Raw genomic sequence first — 16,762 nt, 5'->3', positions numbered from 1 at the left:
GCTCCCCCACCGCCCCCCCCCCGCGGGGGGGGGGGCCCCCGCCCGCCCCCCCCCGCGCGCCGCCCCCCCCCCCCCCCCCCCCGCGGCGGGCCCCCCCCCCCCCCCCCCCGCGGCGCCGACATCGTCGGCGCCACCTTCTTCGGTGACGGCGCCGTCAACGAGGGCATGCTCCTGGAGGCGTTCAACCTGGCCGCGCTCTGGCGGGTGCCGGTGCTGTTCGTCTGCGAGAACAACGGCTACGCCACCACGATGCCGGTCGAGGGGGCGGTCGCCGGCACCATCGCCGGGCGGGCCGCCGCGTTCGGCATGCCGGCGGCCGCCGTCGACGGGCAGGACCCGGAGGCGGTACGCGAGGTCACCTCCGCCGCCGTCGCGCGGATGCGCGCCGGCGGCGGCCCCGAGCTGGTCGAGGCCCGCACCTACCGCTTCGACGCCCACCACACCTTCGAACATCAGGTACGCCTCGACTACCGGCCGCCGGAGGAGGTGGCCGAGGGCCGGTCCCGCGATCCGGTGGACATCGCCGGAGCGCGGCTGGACCCGGCGGTACGGGCCGAGGTGGACGCCGCGGTCGAGGCGGAGCTGGACGCCGCAGTCGACTACGCGCTCGCCGGGCCGCACCCCGACCCGGCGACCGCACTGGACCATCTGTACGCCAGCGGGCTCACCGCCCGGACCGGAGGTGGCTGATGCCCCGGCTCTCCTACCGCAGGGCGCTCACCCGGGCGCTCGCCGACGAGATGACCCGCGACGACTCGGTGGTGGTGCTCGGTGAGGACATCCGGGTGGCCGCCGCGAACGTCACCACCGGCCTGCTGAAGAAGTTCGGCCCGGAACGCGTCCGCGACACACCGCTGTCCGAGCAGGCGTTCACCAGCTTCGCCACCGGCGCGGCGCTGGCCGGGGCCCGCCCGGTGGTGGAGTTCCAGATCCCGTCGCTGCTGTTCCTGGTCTTCGAGCAGATCGTCAACCACGCGCACAAGTTCCCGCTGATGACCGGCGGCCAGTGCGCGGTGCCGGTCACCTACGTGGTGCCCGGCTCCGGTTCCCGCACCGGCTGGGCCGGGCAGCACTCCGACCACCCGTACGCGCTGTTCGCCCACGTCGGCGTGACAACAGTCGTACCGGCCACCCCGGCCGACGCGTACGGCCTGCTGGTGTCCGCGATCCGCTGCGACGACCCGGTGGTGGTCTTCGCCCCGGCGGGCGCCCTCGACCTGCGCGCCGACGTCACCGACCCGGCGCCGGTGCCGCTGGGCCGGGGGATCGTCCGCCGCGCCGGCACCGACGTGACAGTGGTGGCGGTCGGGCACCTGGTGCACGACGCGCTCGCCGTCGCCGAGGACCTGGCCGGAGAGGCGTCGGTGGAGGTCTTCGACCCCCGCACGATCTACCCGTTCGACTGGGACGGGCTGGTCGAGTCGGTGAGCCGCACCGGGCGGCTGGTGGTCGTCGACGACGGCAACCGCTCCTGCGGCATCGCCGGGGAGATCATCGCCACGGTGGTCGAGCGGGTCCGGCTGGCGGCGCCACCCCGGCGGGTCACCCGCCCCGACGGCGCGGTGCTGCCGTTCGCGCCGGCCCTGGACCGGGCCGTGCAACCCGGCCGCGACCAGCTCACCGCCGCCATCCAACTGACCCTCAAGGACGGATGAACGATGGACCCGAACTACACGTGGCCGCCGCTCGGCCAGGCGTGGACCGACCTGCCCGAGTCCACCCGTACCGCGATGGTGGCCACCGGCGCCGCGGCGTGGGAGAAGGTCTTCCACGGCCGGGCCACGTACAACAAGCAGTGGCGGCTGGCCCGCCCGCCCGTGTTCACCGCCGACGCGTTCCGCGAGCTGAACGAGGTCTGCGACCGCATCGCGCAGCTCATCCTGGAAGCCTGCCGGCGCCGCGCCCGTACCGCTGGTGAGCTGCGCCTGCTGCTCGACGTGCCGGACGGGGAGACCCGGCTGCTCGACCCGGACGAGGAGCTGCACGAGGGGCTGCTCGCCGCGTACCGGCCGGACGTGCTGTTCTCCGGCGGCGTGCCGTGCATCGTGGAGTACAACATCGACAGCAGCCTCGGCGGCGGCTTCGACGCCGACACAGTGATCCAGCGGTACGCCGAGCTCTACCGTACCCATGACCTGCTCGACGGCGCGCGGCCCGCGCCGTCCCTGCTGGATCAGCGGTTCGTGGCCATCCGGGACACGCTCGGCCTGCCCGACGGCGCCCGGGTGGCGCTGCTGATGGACTTCGACGCCGACTACCCGGGGCTGGACGACCCGGAGACGTTCATCCGGATCCTGTCCCCGCTGATCGACCAGGCCCGGCCGTTCGGCATCGACCTGGTCATCGCCCCGGTCGCCACCGCCACGCTGGACGCGCGGAACCGGCTGGTCGTCGGCGGTGCCCCGGTGGACGCCCTGTTCCGGCTGTTCGTGCCCAACCGGGTCACCCCCAGCGCCGGCCTGGACGCGGTGTCCGGGGCGCTCGCCGCCGGCACGCTGCCGATGTTCGTCAGCAGCGCCGCCTGGCTGCTCAGCAACAAGCTGAACTACGCCTGGCTCTGGGAAGACCTGGACCTGTTGCCGGAGGACGACCGGACGCTGATCCGCCGGTACGTGCCGCACACCGTGGCGCTCACCGCCGACCAGCTCGACCGGGCGCTCGCCGAGCAGGCCGACCTGGTCGCCAAGCCGGCCGGCGGATCGGCCGGGCACGGGGTGCTGATCGGCCGGGAGATGAACCCGGGGGCATGGGCGGACGGGGTGCGCGCCGCGATCGCCGAGGGCGGCAACATCCTGCAGCGCTACCACGAGGCGGACCGGGTGGCGATGGACTTCGTGCAGATCGAGACCGGTGAGACGGTCACCGCCGACGTCCCGTACAGCCTCGCGCCGTACCTGTTCGACCGCACCGGATCCGGCGCGCTGGCCCGGGTCGGCTACCCGGGTTGCGACGAGGTCCTCAACCTGGCCCGAGGCGTCCTCCTGACCGGCATCCTGCTCACCGACTGACCCCCGCCCCTTGGGCGCGTTGATCAAGGAGTTTGTGTCCTCACCAGGGCCTGCCGTTGACACAAACTCCTTGATCGACGGGCGGATCGTCGGGCAGGGCAGGCCCGGGGGAGGAAAGGGCGGGGCAGGGGTGCGGGGTGCGTGGCTAGTCGGCCGTGATGCGCAGGCCGCGCACCGGTGAGGTGATGACCAGGGCGAGGCTGAGCACGACGGGCACGGCCAGCATCAGGTACGCCACCCGGACCCCGACGGTGTCTGCGGCCAGCCCTCCGATCAGGGCGCCGAACGGAGTGCCGCCCCAGGCCAGCATGCGCCCGGTGGTGTTGACGCGGCCCTGCAGCGCATCTGGTGTGAGGAGTTGGCGCACGGTGATGCCGTTCGCGTTCACGGTCAGGCGCGCCACGGCCCAGATCGTCCACCACGCCAACGCCAGGGCGAACACCGACGTGCCGGCCAGGCCGATGAGGGCCGCGACGAAGATGACGAGCCCCGTGATGGACACCGTCCCCTGGCCGGCCCACCGGCTGGCCCTGGGCAGGACGACGGCGGCCACCAGTGAGCCGACCGCGGCGGCAGTGAAGAGCAGACCCAGGCGCTGGTCCTCCGGGCTCAGATCGAGCACCTCGTCGGCGTGGACGACGAGCAGGCCCAGCACGCCGCCGGCGGCGACGTTGAGCCCGAAACCGGCAGCGGTCAACGTCCGCAGGACCCGCGTCCGCCAGAGGTGGCGCAGTCCTTCGGCGATCTCGGCCCGCACCCGGCGGGCTCCCGTCGGCCCCGGGTCCAACCCGGCGCGGATCTGGGCGAGCAGCGCGGCGGACACCAGATAGGTGACGGCGTCGACGGCCAGCACCAGGGTGGGGTCGGCGACAGCGGCAAGTAGTCCCGCGGCGGCGGGCGCGGCGATCTCCAGCACGATCTCGGTGGACCAGATGAGGCTGTTCGCCCGGGTGATCCCCGCCTTGCCGACGATGCGCACGAAGGCGCCCCACGCCGCCGCGTCGAACCAGCAGAAACCGCAACCCACGCCGAACGCCACGACGAGCAGGTACCAGGGGGCGAGCACATCGAACAACGCGGCGACCGGCACGGTGGCGATCAGCAGTGCGCAGCACACGTCTGCGATGATCATCATGCGCTTACGTCGCAGGCGGTCGGCGGCGGCCCCGGCGAAGAGCCCGAACAGCAGGTACGGCAGGGCTTCGAGCCCGACCACCGCCGCGGTCAGCGTCGGGGACGCGCTCGTCCGGTAGACGAGTAGCGGCAGCGCGACGGCGCTGGCGGCGGTCCCGGCGACGGAGATCGACCGGGCGAGGTACCAGAGGGAGAAGTCACGGTGAAACAGCCGGCTCCCGTCGACGCCGGCTGTCTCTACGAGCCGCGTCACGACCTCCTTCAGGCCAGCACGGCGAGGTGGCGGTCGTCGATGCTGGTCAGCGCGAGGTGCAGGTCCGCTGCCAGATCGTCGGCGAGGCGAAGCGTCGACGCGCCTTCCTCGTCGCCGGGGTGGAAGCAGAGGGTGCCGCCACCGGGGCCGATGCCGAGATCCTGAGCCATCGGCTCTTCGACGTCGTCACCCGGGTGGAAGCAGAGGCTGCCACCACCGGGGGCGAAGCCGTTCTCCTCAGTAGACATGTGTCCTCATATCGTTTGGACTGGATGTGGTCAGGTGATGATCGCCCGGTCCGGTGACGGCCACAAGTGCCATCCCCGTCCGGTCGGGACGACGGGCACCCCGTGTCGCACCAGGCTGAAGCGTTCCAGCCCCGGGGCGATCGTGGTGGCCACCACGATCGGTGAGCCGGCCGCCGTGACCTCGCACACGTGGTGGTCGACGCCTCGACGGGCCAGAGCCCGCCGGACGTGCTCCAGCCCCCAACCCGGGCTGCCGTCGTCGGCTACGTCCGCGCGTAGCGGCACCGCGCGCACCGGCCCGGAGAGCAGCCCGTCGAGTGGCATCAGGGCACATCGTCGCAGTGCGGGCCAGGCCGCCAGACGCTGGACCGCGGGCGAGCCGGGGGCCGGTGAGGAGAGCGCACAGACTTGGATCAGCTCGCCGAGGGCACGCGACGCGGCGTCGGTGGCCCAGAGCGATGCGCCGGCCCCGAGCCGGGTCGGCTCGCCGCCGGCCGCCGGGCTGACTGCCAGGTACACCGGCACGTCCAGGTCGGTCGTGACGTCGAGCAGATGTACGGGTGCGCCGGCCGCCCGTACGGCCTGCGCGTGCAGTGCGCGCAGCTGGTCCGGCAGGTCCCCGGCCGGCACGAGGTCGACGTCCGGCACTCCGGCGACGTACCACCGGAGCAGCGCCTGCCCGAGCCCGTCGTGTTCGATCAGCTCGCAGAGGCCGTGATAGACGGCCTCCGCCACGTCGACGCCGGCCGCTGTGCCCAGGCTGGACGAGTATCGCAGGAGGCTGCGGTACGGCCGGACGTCGTCACCCGCCACCGGCCACCGGTAGTAGCGCGGGTCCGTGAGGAAGGTGGGATAACGGACCCCGCCGTACGAGGCACATGCCGCGACGGAGTCCGGAAACTCCGTCGCCCACCGCTGTACGACCAGATCCGAATCCAGGGCGGACTGTCCGGCCACGATGCTCGCCGGCAGCAGCCTCGTGGCGTCCGCCGTCCATCGGCGGTTGTCCCGGGCAGACATGAGGTGGCGTTCCAGGGCCTCGAAGTGCGCGCTCGCCGCGCCCTGGGGACCCGCTCCCTTTCCCGCACCCACGGCGACCCGTGCCCCGCCCTGGAACAGCGTGACGCGCATGGTGGGCGACTCGGCCGGGCCGAGCACCTCCGTCCGCGCCGTGAGGCCGAGCCGCTCGATCTCAGTTGACGCTGTAGCGAGAGCGCGCTCCGCGGGCACGGACCGGAACGGCACCGCGGCCTCCCGGGGACTGTTCACCGGCCCGGACCGTGTCATCGAACTGCCGTGATCTCAACGGCGGTGGCGGGATCAGACGCCACGCGCCGCGCCCCGCCCCGGCGTCTGCGCGGGGTTCCTCTCCGGGGAGCCGGACGTGCCGCGGCAGGCCAGGACACGCAGCGTCTCGGCGGTGGCGACGGCGTCGCTGCGGGCGCTGCCGTGCCGGCCGTCGCTGCTGTACAGCGACGGGTCGGCCACCAGCGGATGGTCGGTGAGGTGGACGTGCAGCGTGCCCAGCCGCTCGCCCACCGCCCTCGTGTGCCGGGCCAGCCGGCGCATCCGCTCGCCCAGGCCCGCGCGTAGCGCGTCCGGCACCGCCGGGCTGTGCGACACGTCGAACATGCCCACCGTGATCACGTCCGCCCCCGCCTCCCGTAGGGCGGTGATCATGGCGGTGAGCTCGGCGTCGACCGCGTCCGGGTCGTAGGCGGACCGGAACGCGTCGTTGCCGCCGCACACCACGAGGGCCAGGTCCGGCTCGAAGGCCAGCGCGTCGGCGAGCTGGGTCGCCCGGACCTCGTGCGCGCGCAGTCCGCGCCGGCCCAGGTTCAGGTAGGCCAGCTCCGGCCGGATCGCGCGCAGCTCGACGGCGACCCGGTCGGCCCACTGGAGATCCGGATAGCCGTCGGCCGGCTCGCACAGCCCTTCCGCGACACTGTCACCCAGCACCACGAACCGCCGCCACCGGTGCCCGCGCAGCAGCTCGGCGGCCTCTCCCGGTCGCAGGCACCACGGGTCGGTCGCCTCGGTCAACGTCGATGGCATGCCCGGCAGGCTAGCTGAGCCGGGTGAGCGGGGAAAGGGGATCAGGGCAGCAGGGCCAGCAGCTCCCCGGGCCGGCTCAGGCTGAGGTCGGCCGGCTCGGCGCTGTCGTACTGGTGGCCCCAGGCGGCGGCGACCGCGATCGCGCCACTGTGCCGGGCGGCGCGGACGTCCAGCGGTGAGTCGCCCACGTACGCGGCGCGGCCGGGTGGCACGCCGAGCCGGCGGCAGGCCACCTCCACGCCGTCGGGCGCCGGTTTGGGGCGGTCGACCTGGTCGCCGCCGAGTACGACCCCGAAGTGGCCGCGCAGGCCCGCCCGGTCGAGCAGGATCTCGGCGGCCCGGTGGCTCGCGCCGGTGAACACGCCCACCGGCACCCGGGCGGCGATCTCGGCGAGCGTGTCGGCGATGCCGGGGTAGACGCGCACCCGCCCGGCCAGCGCGGCCAGTTCGGTGTGGTAGCGGTCCAGGTCCTCGCCGGAGGCCGGCCGCCGCAGCAGGTGGGTCAGCAGGTCCGCCGGCGAGCCGAGCGAGTAGCCGGCGATGACCTCCGCGTCGGTGTACGACGGGCCGCCGCCGGCCCGCACGGCCGCCCGGTAGGCCGCGGGCACCACCGCGTGCGACTCGACGAGCGTGCCGTCCATGTCGAACACGATCGCGTCCACCGTGCGGCTCATGCGGCGCCGGCCCGGTGTGCCGTGGCGAGCCGCTTCGGGGCGCGGTCGTGCACCCGCCAGGCGGGCAGGTCGTCGTGCGAGCCGCGCTCGGTGGTCTCCGGCAGGGCCAGCGCGATGCGCCGCACGTCGTCCCAGGTCGCCATGGCCCAGACCCTACCGCCGCCCCCCGACGCCGCGACCCGCGACCGGCAGGCTCGCGACCGGCGGGCCCCGACCGGCGGGCTCAGACCGGCGTGGGAGTGGCCGGTTCCACGGCCGGGCGCCGGGACGCGCGGGTCAGCAGCAGCGGTCCCACCGTGAGCACCAGGCAGACCACCGACATCACCAGCAGCGCCGGGGTCAGGTCGAGCAGCGCCACCGACCAGCCGCCGAGCAGCGCGCCCACCGGCAGGCCGAGGAACGCCACCGATCCGGAGATGCCCAGCACCCGGGTCTGCAACTCGCCCGGCACCCGCTGGTAGAGCGCCGCGCCGAGCAGCGGGTTCACCGCCGCGATGCCGATGCCGGACAGGAACGTCACCACGAGCACCACGACCAGGTCGTCGCTGAGCGCCAGCGCGAGCAGCCGGGGCGCGCCGCTGAGCGTCAGCCCCAGCGCGAACGTCGTCCCGGCGGGCAGCCGCGTGCCGAGCATGGTGAACAGCAGGTTGCCCAGCAGCGCGCCGGCCGAGAAGACGCCCAACAGCAGGCCGAACCCGGCCGGGTCGCCGAGCACCTGGCTGACCCAGAGCGGGATCCAGACCGCGACGCTGGCGTTGGCGAACATGTTCGACACCGACACCACAAGCAGCATCGTCATCAACGTCCGGTCGGTGCGCAGGTACGCGAAGCCGCCGCGCAGCGCCCGCAGGTACGGCTCCCGGGGCGCGGGCTCGGCCGGTGCGGGCGGCCGGACCAGCACGCCGATCAGCAGCGCGCAGACCGCGAACGTGGCCGCGTCGATCCAGATGGCCCGGGTCAGCCCGACCCAGTCGATGAGCAGCCCGCCGAGCACCGCGCCGAACAGCGTCATGCCCCGGGCCAGGCCGTCGTAGGCGCTGGTGAGCCGGATCAGTGGCACCCCGGCCCGCTCGGCGGCCGGTTTGAACAGCACGTGCTTGACCCGGTCGCCGATGCCGCGCAGCCCGCCGGCGACCGCCACCAGCACCAGCAACGCGCCGAACCCGAGCCAGGGCGCCAGCGCCACCACTGCCATCGCGGCGGCGCTCGCGGCGTCCACGAACACCGAGGTACGGCGTACCCCGAACCGGTCCGCCCACGGTGTCGCCAGCGCGCTGGACAGCATGTACGGCAGCGTCTCCGCCGCCGCCACCAGGCCCATCTTGGTGGGGCTGCCGGTCGTCTCCAGCACCAGCCACGGGATGGCGACCACCGAGATCCGGGTGCCGAGGTTGGACAGCAGGTCGGCGCCGACCAGGGTGTACAACTCCCGGCGCGGGTTCACGCCGGACTGCCGATCGGGTCGGCGCCGGCCGGGTGTGCGGCCGCGTACCGGGCTCGCAACGCCCGCTTGTCCACCTTCGCCGACCGGTTGAGCGGCAGCGCGTCGACGAACTCCACGGCGCCGGGCGCCCAGGTCTCGCTGAGTTCCCGGACCACGAGCGCGATCAGCTCCTCGCCGGTCACCGACGCGCCCGGCGCGGGCACCACGTACGCGTGCGGCAGCTCCCCGGCCACCGGGTCCGGTACGCCGATGACGGCGGCGGCGCGTACCTCGGGGTGGCCGGCGAGCACGTCCTCGATCGGGCGGGAGTAGATCGGCCAGCTGCGCTGCCGGGTGAGGATCCGGTCCTGTAACCGGTCGACCAGGTAGAGGTAGCCGTCGGCGTCGAGGTGCCCGATGTCGCGGGTGCGGACCCAGCCGTCGACGAGCGTGTCGGCGGTCAGCTCGGATTGTCCGTGGTAGCCGGCGAAGCTCAGCTTGGTGCGCGCCCACACCTCGCCGTCCTCGCCGGCCGGCAGCACCCGCCCGTCGGCGTCGCGGATCTGCACCGTCACGTCGCCGTACGGGCGGCCGCAGGACCGCAGCCGTTCCGGGTGCTCCGGGTCCTCGGTGAGCCCCGGTAGCGCGCAGATGACCACTGCCTCGCTGAGCCCGTACACGATGCGCAGGCACGGGCCGAAGCGGGCGATGGCCTGGCGCAGCCGGGCCGGCGCGGCGGGCCCGGCCCCCACGTTGAACATGAACATCGCCGAGAAGTCGGCGCCCGGCAGGTCGGGGTGGTCGAGCACCTCGTACAGCATCGGCGGGGTGACGAACGTGGAGGTCAGCCGCTCGGCGTCCACGGTGGCGATGAACGCGGCCGGGTCCCACTGCTCGCGCAGGAACAGCACGCCGCCGGTGAACAGGTTGAACAGCGTCGTGATCTGGCCGCTGGCGAGCCACATCGGGGAGTGCGACAGGTGCCGCAGCAGCGGGAACCCGGCGCCCCGGAAGTCGGCGGCCAGGGCGAGTACCTGCCGGTAGAAGCTCTCCCGGTGGTGTACCAGCTTCGGCGTGCCGGTGGTGCCGCTGGTCTGCAGGAACGACTCCGGCGCGGGCACGCCGGCGGGCAGCTCCGCCGCCGGCTCGCCGGTTTCGGCCCTCAGGTCCGGTCCGGCACCGCCGGGACCGAGGCAGAGCAGCGGTACGCCGGACAGCCCCGCCGCGACCTGCGCCGCCTGCGGATCGCGCGCGTCGTACACGAACGCCTCCGGCGCGGACAGCGCGACGAACTCGTCCACCTCCCGCCGCGAGGTCACCGGCGCGACCCACATGCTCCGGCAGCCGAGCAGGTGCAGGGCCAGTTGGAGTAGCGGGCCCTCAACCGTGTTGCCGAGCATCACCAGCACCGCCGCGCCGGGGCGTACCCCGTGGTGGCGCAGCGCGGCGGCCAGGCCGCGCACCTCGGCGGCGACCTGGGGGTAGCTCAGGCGGCGTCCGCCGCCGACGAGCGCCTCCCGGTCGCCGAACCCGGCGAACAGCTCCAGCGCCTCGTGCACGTAGTTCGGCCGGTCGGTCATCGGGCAGCCCCCATCATGGTCCGCGAGCGGCGTCCGGCCAGGTCAGGGCCGGGACATGACGGCAGGTGCCGGAGTCGGCGACCGCACCGCCGCCAGCCCCGAGCCTAGGCAGCGGCGGTCCACGGCGGACAGAGCCGATCGTCGTCGCGTCCCGTCCCGCGGGCATTTGATCATGTCGATCAGGTTGATTGACGCTCGTCACGGCCGGAAGCTAGTTTCCGGTCCATCGCCCGGGCCGTGTCGCCGACCGCGTCACGCCCGGGGCTGCCGACCATGGAGGATCGATGCCGACCCCGAAGAGATGGCACGTCATAGCTTCCGCCGTCACGCTCCTGATCGCCGCCACCCCGGCGGTCACCGCGAGCGCCGGCCCGACCGGGAACGAGGGCGCCGGGCACGGGCGCGCCGAGTGGGCCGGAACCTGGGCCGCGGCGGTGACCCGCGGGAACAACGTGGGCCTGACCGAGACCGGGCTGAACAACCAGAGCATCCGGATGACAGTGCAGACCTCGGTCGGCGGGCCGCGCCTGCGGGTGCGGCTGACCAACCTGTACGGCCAGCAGGCCGTCCAGGTCGGCCGCGCCACGATCGCCCGGCCGAACACCGCCACCCCCGACGACCTGTCCGACATCGTCCCGGCGAGCGTCCGCCAGCTGACGTTCTCCGGTGGCGGCTCGGCGACCGTCAACAAGGGCGCGGAACTGCTCAGCGATCCGGTGGACTTCCGGGTGGCCGAGCAGGAGGACCTGGTCGTCACGCTGTACTTCCCGGTGCTCACCGGGCCGGTCACGTTCCACGGCCAGTCCAAGGTCACCAACTTCATCGGCGCCACCGACCTCACGTCGGCTGCCGACGGCGCCGGCTTCACCATCCGGCCCAACTGCTGCTGGATGTTCCTGTCCGGCATCGACGTGGAACGCAAGGTCACGCCCGGCTCCGTGGTGGTGCTGGGTGACTCCATCGGCGACGGCAACGGCAGCACCGTCAACGCCGACCGCCGCTGGCCGGACTTCCTGGCCAAGCGGCTGATCGACGCCCGGCCCGATCCGCGTACGCCGGGCGTGCTCAACCTCAGCCTGGCCGGCAACCGGCTCAACCACGAGGGCACCGAGCCCGGCGCGGGCGGATTCCCCGGCTACTACGAGCTGGGACCGAACGCGCTGGCCCGGCTCAACGAGGACGTGTTCCCGCAGACCGGGGTGCGTACCGTCATCACCCACCTGGGCATCAACGACATCTGGATGAACGGCGACAGCCCCGAGGCGATCATCGCCTCGCTGCGCCAGATCAACCGGCAGGTCCAGGCGCGCGGCCTGACCAGCATCGCCGGCACGCTCATGCCGTACGAGGGCAACGGCGGGCCGGGCGTGTGGACGCCGGAGAAGGACGCCACCCGTCAGGCCGTCAACACCTGGCTGCGCGGGCCCGGCCGGGTCGAGTTCGACGGCGTCGTCGACTTCGACGCGGTGATGCGGGATCCGGCCCAGCCGACCCGGCTGCTGCCGGCGTACGACTCTGGTGACCACATCCACCCGAACGACACGGGTGCCGCGGCGATGGCGAACGCCGTGCCACTGAAGTTGCTCGGACTGTGACACCGGGCGGGGGCGGCGGTCGACACGACGCCGCCCCCGCCGCCGTTTCCTGGGGAGGAAAGACAGTGGACGTCAGCGAGATCCTGACCGGGCTCTACAGTGAACAGGGCCGGCAGAACCCCTATCCCTTCTATACGGCCCTGCACGAGCACGGGCCGATAAGCGCCGTTCCGGCCCGGGCCGAGCACAGCACTGTCAGCGCGGTCGCGGGCGGGTACGACGTGGTCGACCAGATCCTGCGCGATCCCGGCTGGTACAAGGGTTTCCCGCCCGGCTGGGAGGAGCAGGAGATCCTGCGTACGTTCCTCACCTCGATGATGTTCGTCAACCCGCCGGACCACACCCGGATGCGCGCGGTGTTCGCCAAGACGTTCACCCCGCGCCGCCTCGGCGCGCTGGAGCCGGTGATCGAGCGGATCGTCGCCGAACGCCTGGACCACATGGCCGAGGCGGGCGCGGGCGGGCACGAGGTGGACTTCGTGGCCGACTTCGCGTACCCGGTCCCGGCCCTGGTGATGGCCGAGTTCATCGGCCTGCCCGCGGCCGACCTGGCGTGGTACCGGCAGCGGGTCGACTGGATCGACGAGTACATGGACGTCGCCGGCAAGACGCCGGAGCGGCTGGCCCGGGCCAACCAGGCCGCCGAGGAGCTGCGCGTCTACTACCGGGACCTGATCGCCCACCGGCGCCGTACGCCCGGGCACGACCTGATCAGCGGGCTGGTCGAGGTGCTCGACGCGGGTGGCGTCGACCTCACCGAGGACGAGTTGATCAGCAACCTGATCGTGCTGTTCAACGCCAGTTTCGTCACCACCGTCTACATGTTCAGCAACGGCCTGCCGCTGCTGCTTGACCACCCGGACGTGACCGCCGCCCTGCCCGGCGACGACGCGCTGGCCAGCGGCTGCGTCGAGGAGGTGCTGCGGATGGAGAGCCCGGTGCACTTCCTGGCCCGCTCCGCGCCGGCCGGCGTCGACCTCGGCGGCGTGCCGATCAGCCGCGACGACAACGTGCTGCTGCTCATCGCCGCCGCCAACCGCGACCCGGCCCGGTTCCCCGACCCGGACCGCTTCGACCCGCACCGCGACGGGCCGTCGTCGCTGGCCTTCGGCGTCGGGCTGCACTTCTGCCTCGGCTCGGCGGTGTCCCGGCTGGAGGGCCGGCTGGCGCTGCCGCGCCTGTTCGCGCGCTTCCCCCGGCTCGCCGTCACCCAGCCCTACACGTACAGCGGGAGCCTGTTCCTGCGCGGTATCGACAAACTCTTCGTCACCACCGGGGAGGCTTGATGACACTCGATCCACAGGTGGTCGCGTGGCGGGCCGCGCGGGCCGCCGCCGGCACCGTGCCGCTCTACACCCAGACCCTCGAGCAGGCCCGCGCCGCCGACCTCGCCGCGATCCGTGCCGGCTCCGGCGCGGTCGAACCGGTCGCCGAGGTACGCGACACGACGGTGCCCGGCCCGGCCGAGCCGCTGCCGGTGCGGATCCACCGGCCGGACGGTGACGGCCCGCTGCCCACGCTCGTCTACTTCTTCGGTGGTGGATGGACCCTCGGCAGCGTCGACACCGCCGACGGGATCTGCCGCCGGCTGGTCAACCTCACCGGCGCCCAGACCGTGACTGTCGGCTACCGGCTCGCCCCGGAGCACCCGTTCCCGGCGGCGGTGGAGGACTGCCACGCCGCGCTGCGGCACCTCTCGGCGCACGCGGCCGAGTTCCGGGTCGACCCGGACCGGCTGGCGGTGGGCGGCGACAGCGCGGGCGGGAACCTGGCCGCCGTGGTCACGCTGCTGGCCCGGGCCGACGGCGGCCCCCGGCTGGCCGCCCAGTTGCTCGTCTACCCGAACACCGACCAGCGGCCCGGGCGCCGGCCGGCCGGCGACGAGGACCCGCTGCTGTTCAACAAGCACTCGGTCGGCTGGTACCGCGGCCACTACCTCGCCGACCCCGGCGACGCCGCCCACCCGCTGGCGTCGCCGCTGCTCGCCGAGGACCTGTCCGGCCTGCCCCCGGCGCTCGTGATCACCGCCGGGCACGATCCGCTGCGCGACGAGGGCCTGCGGTACGCGGCTCGGCTGCGCGAGGACGGCGTGCCCACCGAGACGGTCGACTACCCGGGCATGGTGCACGGGTTCTTCGCCATGCCCGGCGTGTTCGACGCGGGCCGGGAGGCCCAGGAACGCGCCGCCGCCTTCCTGCGCCGCTCGTTCGGGCTCGACACGGCGTCCGGCCCGGACGGCGCGGTGCCCGAGCCGGCCGGACCGGTGGCGGCCGGGAGCGCTGTGGGCTCGGACGGCCATGGCTGACCCGGCCCGCGACACGCGGCCGGCCGGCGACCCGGCGGACGGGTTCGTGCCGCCGGCCAGCCTGGCCGAGTTCGCCGGGCTGGCCCGGGCCGTGCTGCCGGCCGACGTGTGGGACTTCGTCGACGGCGGCAGCGGCACCGAGACCGCCCTGGCCGCGAACCGGGCCGCGCTGGACCGGGTGGCGGTGCTGCCCCGGATGCTCGCCGGGGTCGAGGACCCGTCCACCGAGGCGACGCTGCCCGGTGGCCGGGCCGCGTTGCCGGTGGCTGTCGCGCCGATGGCGTACCAGCGGCTGCTGCACCCCGGCGGCGAGCCGGCGCTTGCGGCGGCGGCGCGCACGGCGGGCGTGCCGTACGTGATCAGCACGCTGTCCAGCACGCCGATCGAGGAGATCACGGCGACCGGCGCGACTGCCTGGTTCCAGCTGTACTGGCTGCGCGACCGGGCACTGGTGGCCGACCTGCTGGACCGGGCGGAGGCGGCCGGCTGCGCGGCGGTGATGGTGACGGTGGACGTGCCGGTGCTGGGGCGGCGGCTGCGCGACGCGCGCAACGGCTTCGCGCTGCCGCCGCACGTCACCGCCGCGAACCTGCCCGGCGGGCGGGACGACCTGGCCCACCAGGGCACCCCGGGTGTCTCGGCGGTGGCGGTGCACACGGGCGCGGTGTTCGCCCCGGCGCTGAGCTGGGCGGACCTGGAGTGGCTGCGCGCGCGTACCCGGGTGCCGTTGCTCGTGAAGGGCATCCTGGACCCGCGCGACGCGGTCCGCACGGCGGACGCCGGCGTGGACGCCGTGGTGGTCTCCAACCACGGCGGACGGCAGCTCGACGCCGCCCCGGCCAGCGTGAGCGTGCTGCCCGAGGTGGTCGGCGCGGTGGACGGGCGCTGCGCGGTGCTGCTGGACAGCGGCGTCCGCGGCGGCATCGACGTGCTGCGGGCGCTGGCGCTCGGCGCGGACGGCGTGCTGCTCGGCCGGCCGCTGCTCTGGGCGCTCGCGGCGGGCGGCCGGGCCGGCGCCGAGGCGGCGCTCGCGCTGCTCGCGGCGGAACTGCGCGACGCGCTCATCCTCAGCGGCTGCCCCGACCCGGCCTCGGCCCGGCGGCTGCGTACCCGGATCGGAGGCTGACGTGGAACCCGTCGACCTGGCCGTCACGGCGCTGCACGGCAGCGTCGGCGACCCGGCGCTGAACTCGATGAACTTCCTCAACGAGGTGGCGCAGCACTACCCGGACGCGGTGTCGCTGGCGGCCGGGCGGCCGTACGAGGAGTTCTTCGACTCCACGCTGCTGCACGCGCACCTGGACCGTTTCCGCCGCCACCTGACCGAGGACGTCGGGCTGGACCGGGCCGGTGTGGACCGGACGCTGTTGCAGTACGGCCGCACCAAGGGCATCGTGCACCACCTGATCGCCCGGCACCTCGCCGTGGACGAGGGCCTCACCGTCGACCCGGAGTCGATGGTGGTGACGGTCGGCTGCCAGGAGGCGATGTTCCTGGTGCTGCGCGCGCTGCGGGCCGGACCGGACGACGTGCTGTTCGCGGTGGCGCCCACGTACGTCGGGCTCACCGGCGCGGCCCGCCTGGTCGACCTGCCGGTGCGCCCGGTGGCCGGCGGGCCGGACGGCGTCGACCTGGCCGACCTGCGCGCCGGGGTGCGCCGGGCCCGCGCGGAGGGGCTGCGGCCCCGGGGCTGCTACGTGATGCCCGACTTCGCCAACCCGTCCGGCGTCAGCATGGACACCGCGCAGCGGCGGCGGCTGCTGGACCTGGCCGCCGAGGAGGACCTGCTGCTGATCGAGGACAACCCGTACGGCCTGTTCCCGGCCGGCGGCACCGCGCGGCGGCCCACGCTCAAGGCGCTGGACACCGCGCGCCGGGTGGTCTACCTCGGCTCGTTCGCCAAGACGGTGCTGCCCGGCGCGCGGGTCGGCTACGTGGTGGCCGACCAGCGCGTCAGCGAGACCGACGGCACCGTGGTGCCGCTCGCCGACCACCTCGCCAAGATCAAGAGCATGGTCACCGTGAACACGTCACCGATCAGCCAGGCGGTGATCGGCGGCGCGCTGCTGGCGCACGACTGCTCGCTGGTCGCCGCGAACGTGCGGGAGCGGGCCGCGTACGCCCGGAACCTGCGGCATCTGGTCGACGGCCTGGCCCGGCGCTTCCCGGAAGGCGGTCCGGTCACCTGGACCGTCCCGGCGGGCGGGTTCTTCGTGGTGGTGAACGTGCCGTTCGCCGTCGACGACGCGCTGCTGCACCGCTCGGCGAGCGAGTACGGCGTGCTCTGGACCCCGATGGCGCACTTCTATGACGCGGGCACACCGGTGAACGCGTTGCGGCTGTCGGTGAGCGCTGTCACACCGGAGTCGATCGATCTCGGGCTGGACCGGCTCGCCGCGCTGGTCACCGACACCATCGCAGCGCAGGTGGCACCGCAGTGTCAGCCTTCCGGCACCGTCCGTGTTTCCTGAGCCCGTTCGACTGTTG

15 protein-coding genes and 1 pseudogene are annotated in these 16,762 nt (G+C 73.9%); 8 read left to right on the top strand and 8 right to left on the bottom strand.

Annotation, left to right across the window (positions count from 1 at the left end):
- Window positions 1-108: 108 nt before the first annotated feature.
- The 3 genes and pseudogenes from ACGFIA_RS04850 to ACGFIA_RS04840 all read left to right on the top strand — a co-directional run.
- A pseudogene (locus ACGFIA_RS04850) lies at window positions 109-690 on the top strand (thiamine pyrophosphate-dependent enzyme); the annotation flags it as partial.
- Window positions 690-1,655 carry a transketolase C-terminal domain-containing protein gene (locus ACGFIA_RS04845; RefSeq protein ID WP_357473699.1) on the top strand — a complete coding sequence of 322 codons (966 nt, stop codon included), beginning with the start codon at window positions 690-692 and terminating at the stop codon, window positions 1,653-1,655. The pseudogene ACGFIA_RS04850 and the gene ACGFIA_RS04845, both read left to right, overlap by 1 nt.
- 3 nt (window positions 1,656-1,658) lie before the next feature.
- Complete coding sequence (locus ACGFIA_RS04840; protein ID WP_357473696.1) at window positions 1,659-3,008, top strand: hypothetical protein; 1,350 nt, start codon at window positions 1,659-1,661, stop codon at window positions 3,006-3,008.
- Between the two features lie 145 nt (window positions 3,009-3,153).
- On the opposite strand, the gene ACGFIA_RS04835 is transcribed toward ACGFIA_RS04840, so the two are convergent.
- The 8 genes from ACGFIA_RS04835 to ACGFIA_RS04800 all read right to left on the bottom strand — a co-directional run bounded on the left by ACGFIA_RS04835 (window position 3,154) and on the right by ACGFIA_RS04800 (window position 10,375).
- Window positions 3,154-4,395: an MFS transporter gene (locus tag ACGFIA_RS04835; protein ID WP_357387719.1), complete on the bottom strand. Its 1,242-nt coding sequence runs from the start codon at window positions 4,393-4,395 to the stop codon at window positions 3,154-3,156.
- 8 nt (window positions 4,396-4,403) lie between these two features.
- Complete coding sequence (locus ACGFIA_RS04830) at window positions 4,404-4,643, bottom strand: hypothetical protein (protein ID WP_357387717.1); 240 nt, start codon at window positions 4,641-4,643, stop codon at window positions 4,404-4,406.
- A 30-nt stretch (window positions 4,644-4,673) separates the two neighbouring features.
- Window positions 4,674-5,912 carry a YcaO-like family protein gene (locus ACGFIA_RS04825; protein WP_393258656.1) on the bottom strand — a complete coding sequence of 413 codons (1,239 nt, stop codon included), beginning with the start codon at window positions 5,910-5,912 and terminating at the stop codon, window positions 4,674-4,676.
- Between the two features lie 51 nt (window positions 5,913-5,963).
- Window positions 5,964-6,698 (bottom strand): SGNH/GDSL hydrolase family protein, encoded by a 735-nt coding sequence (locus ACGFIA_RS04820; protein WP_357387713.1) that lies wholly within the window; start codon window positions 6,696-6,698, stop codon window positions 5,964-5,966.
- 41 nt (window positions 6,699-6,739) lie between these two features.
- Window positions 6,740-7,372, bottom strand: a complete 633-nt coding sequence (locus tag ACGFIA_RS04815; protein ID WP_357387711.1) for an HAD family hydrolase — start codon at window positions 7,370-7,372, stop codon at window positions 6,740-6,742.
- The gene (locus tag ACGFIA_RS04810) at window positions 7,369-7,515 is read right to left on the bottom strand and encodes a hypothetical protein (protein WP_357387709.1); all 147 of its coding nucleotides are present in this window, start codon (window positions 7,513-7,515) and stop codon (window positions 7,369-7,371) included. The genes ACGFIA_RS04815 and ACGFIA_RS04810 overlap by 4 nt, the downstream gene beginning before the upstream one ends.
- Before the next feature lie 80 nt (window positions 7,516-7,595).
- The gene (locus tag ACGFIA_RS04805) at window positions 7,596-8,816 is read right to left on the bottom strand and encodes an MFS transporter (protein WP_357473684.1); all 1,221 of its coding nucleotides are present in this window, start codon (window positions 8,814-8,816) and stop codon (window positions 7,596-7,598) included.
- Entirely contained in the window at window positions 8,813-10,375 is a 1,563-nt protein-coding gene (locus ACGFIA_RS04800; RefSeq protein WP_357387705.1) for an AMP-binding protein, read from the bottom strand. Before ACGFIA_RS04800 ends, ACGFIA_RS04805 begins: the two co-directional genes overlap by 4 nt.
- 284 nt (window positions 10,376-10,659) lie before the next feature.
- Here ACGFIA_RS04800 and ACGFIA_RS04795 point away from each other — a divergent pair, with 284 nt between their 5' ends.
- The 5 genes from ACGFIA_RS04795 to ACGFIA_RS04775 all read left to right on the top strand — a co-directional run bounded on the left by ACGFIA_RS04795 (window position 10,660) and on the right by ACGFIA_RS04775 (window position 16,746).
- Window positions 10,660-11,970, top strand: a complete 1,311-nt coding sequence (locus ACGFIA_RS04795; protein WP_393258653.1) for an SGNH/GDSL hydrolase family protein — start codon at window positions 10,660-10,662, stop codon at window positions 11,968-11,970.
- A 65-nt stretch (window positions 11,971-12,035) separates the two neighbouring features.
- A complete protein-coding gene (locus ACGFIA_RS04790) occupies window positions 12,036-13,256 on the top strand; it encodes a cytochrome P450 (protein ID WP_357387703.1) in 1,221 nt (406 codons plus the stop codon).
- A complete protein-coding gene (locus tag ACGFIA_RS04785; RefSeq protein ID WP_357387701.1) occupies window positions 13,256-14,275 on the top strand; it encodes an alpha/beta hydrolase in 1,020 nt (339 codons plus the stop codon). Before ACGFIA_RS04790 ends, ACGFIA_RS04785 begins: the two co-directional genes overlap by 1 nt.
- Window positions 14,268-15,401 (top strand): alpha-hydroxy acid oxidase, encoded by a 1,134-nt coding sequence (locus tag ACGFIA_RS04780; RefSeq protein WP_393258650.1) that lies wholly within the window; start codon window positions 14,268-14,270, stop codon window positions 15,399-15,401. The genes ACGFIA_RS04785 and ACGFIA_RS04780 overlap by 8 nt, the downstream gene beginning before the upstream one ends.
- A 1-nt stretch (window position 15,402) precedes the next feature.
- Window positions 15,403-16,746 (top strand): PLP-dependent aminotransferase family protein, encoded by a 1,344-nt coding sequence (locus tag ACGFIA_RS04775; protein WP_357387697.1) that lies wholly within the window; start codon window positions 15,403-15,405, stop codon window positions 16,744-16,746.
- Window positions 16,747-16,762: the final 16 nt, after the last annotated feature.

The organism is Micromonospora sp. NPDC049203 (genome assembly GCF_043197215.1).
Lineage (GTDB): Bacteria > Actinomycetota > Actinomycetes > Mycobacteriales > Micromonosporaceae > Micromonospora.
The sequence above is the reverse complement of the archived record's forward strand: the minus strand, read 5'-3'. Positions and strand labels throughout refer to the sequence as shown.

Coding starts and splice junctions, on each gene's coding strand:
- ACGFIA_RS04845 (WP_357473699.1), top strand. CDS start 690: ATGCCCCGGCTCTCCTACCGCAGGGCGCTCACCCGGGCGCTCGCCGAC.
- ACGFIA_RS04840 (WP_357473696.1), top strand. CDS start 1,659: ATGGACCCGAACTACACGTGGCCGCCGCTCGGCCAGGCGTGGACCGAC.
- ACGFIA_RS04830 (WP_357387717.1), bottom strand. CDS start 4,643: ATGTCTACTGAGGAGAACGGCTTCGCCCCCGGTGGTGGCAGCCTCTGC.
- ACGFIA_RS04820 (WP_357387713.1), bottom strand. CDS start 6,698: ATGCCATCGACGTTGACCGAGGCGACCGACCCGTGGTGCCTGCGACCG.
- ACGFIA_RS04815 (WP_357387711.1), bottom strand. CDS start 7,372: ATGAGCCGCACGGTGGACGCGATCGTGTTCGACATGGACGGCACGCTC.
- ACGFIA_RS04810 (WP_357387709.1), bottom strand. CDS start 7,515: ATGGCGACCTGGGACGACGTGCGGCGCATCGCGCTGGCCCTGCCGGAG.
- ACGFIA_RS04800 (WP_357387705.1), bottom strand. CDS start 10,375: ATGACCGACCGGCCGAACTACGTGCACGAGGCGCTGGAGCTGTTCGCC.
- ACGFIA_RS04795 (WP_393258653.1), top strand. CDS start 10,660: ATGCCGACCCCGAAGAGATGGCACGTCATAGCTTCCGCCGTCACGCTC.
- ACGFIA_RS04785 (WP_357387701.1), top strand. CDS start 13,256: ATGACACTCGATCCACAGGTGGTCGCGTGGCGGGCCGCGCGGGCCGCC.
- ACGFIA_RS04780 (WP_393258650.1), top strand. CDS start 14,268: ATGGCTGACCCGGCCCGCGACACGCGGCCGGCCGGCGACCCGGCGGAC.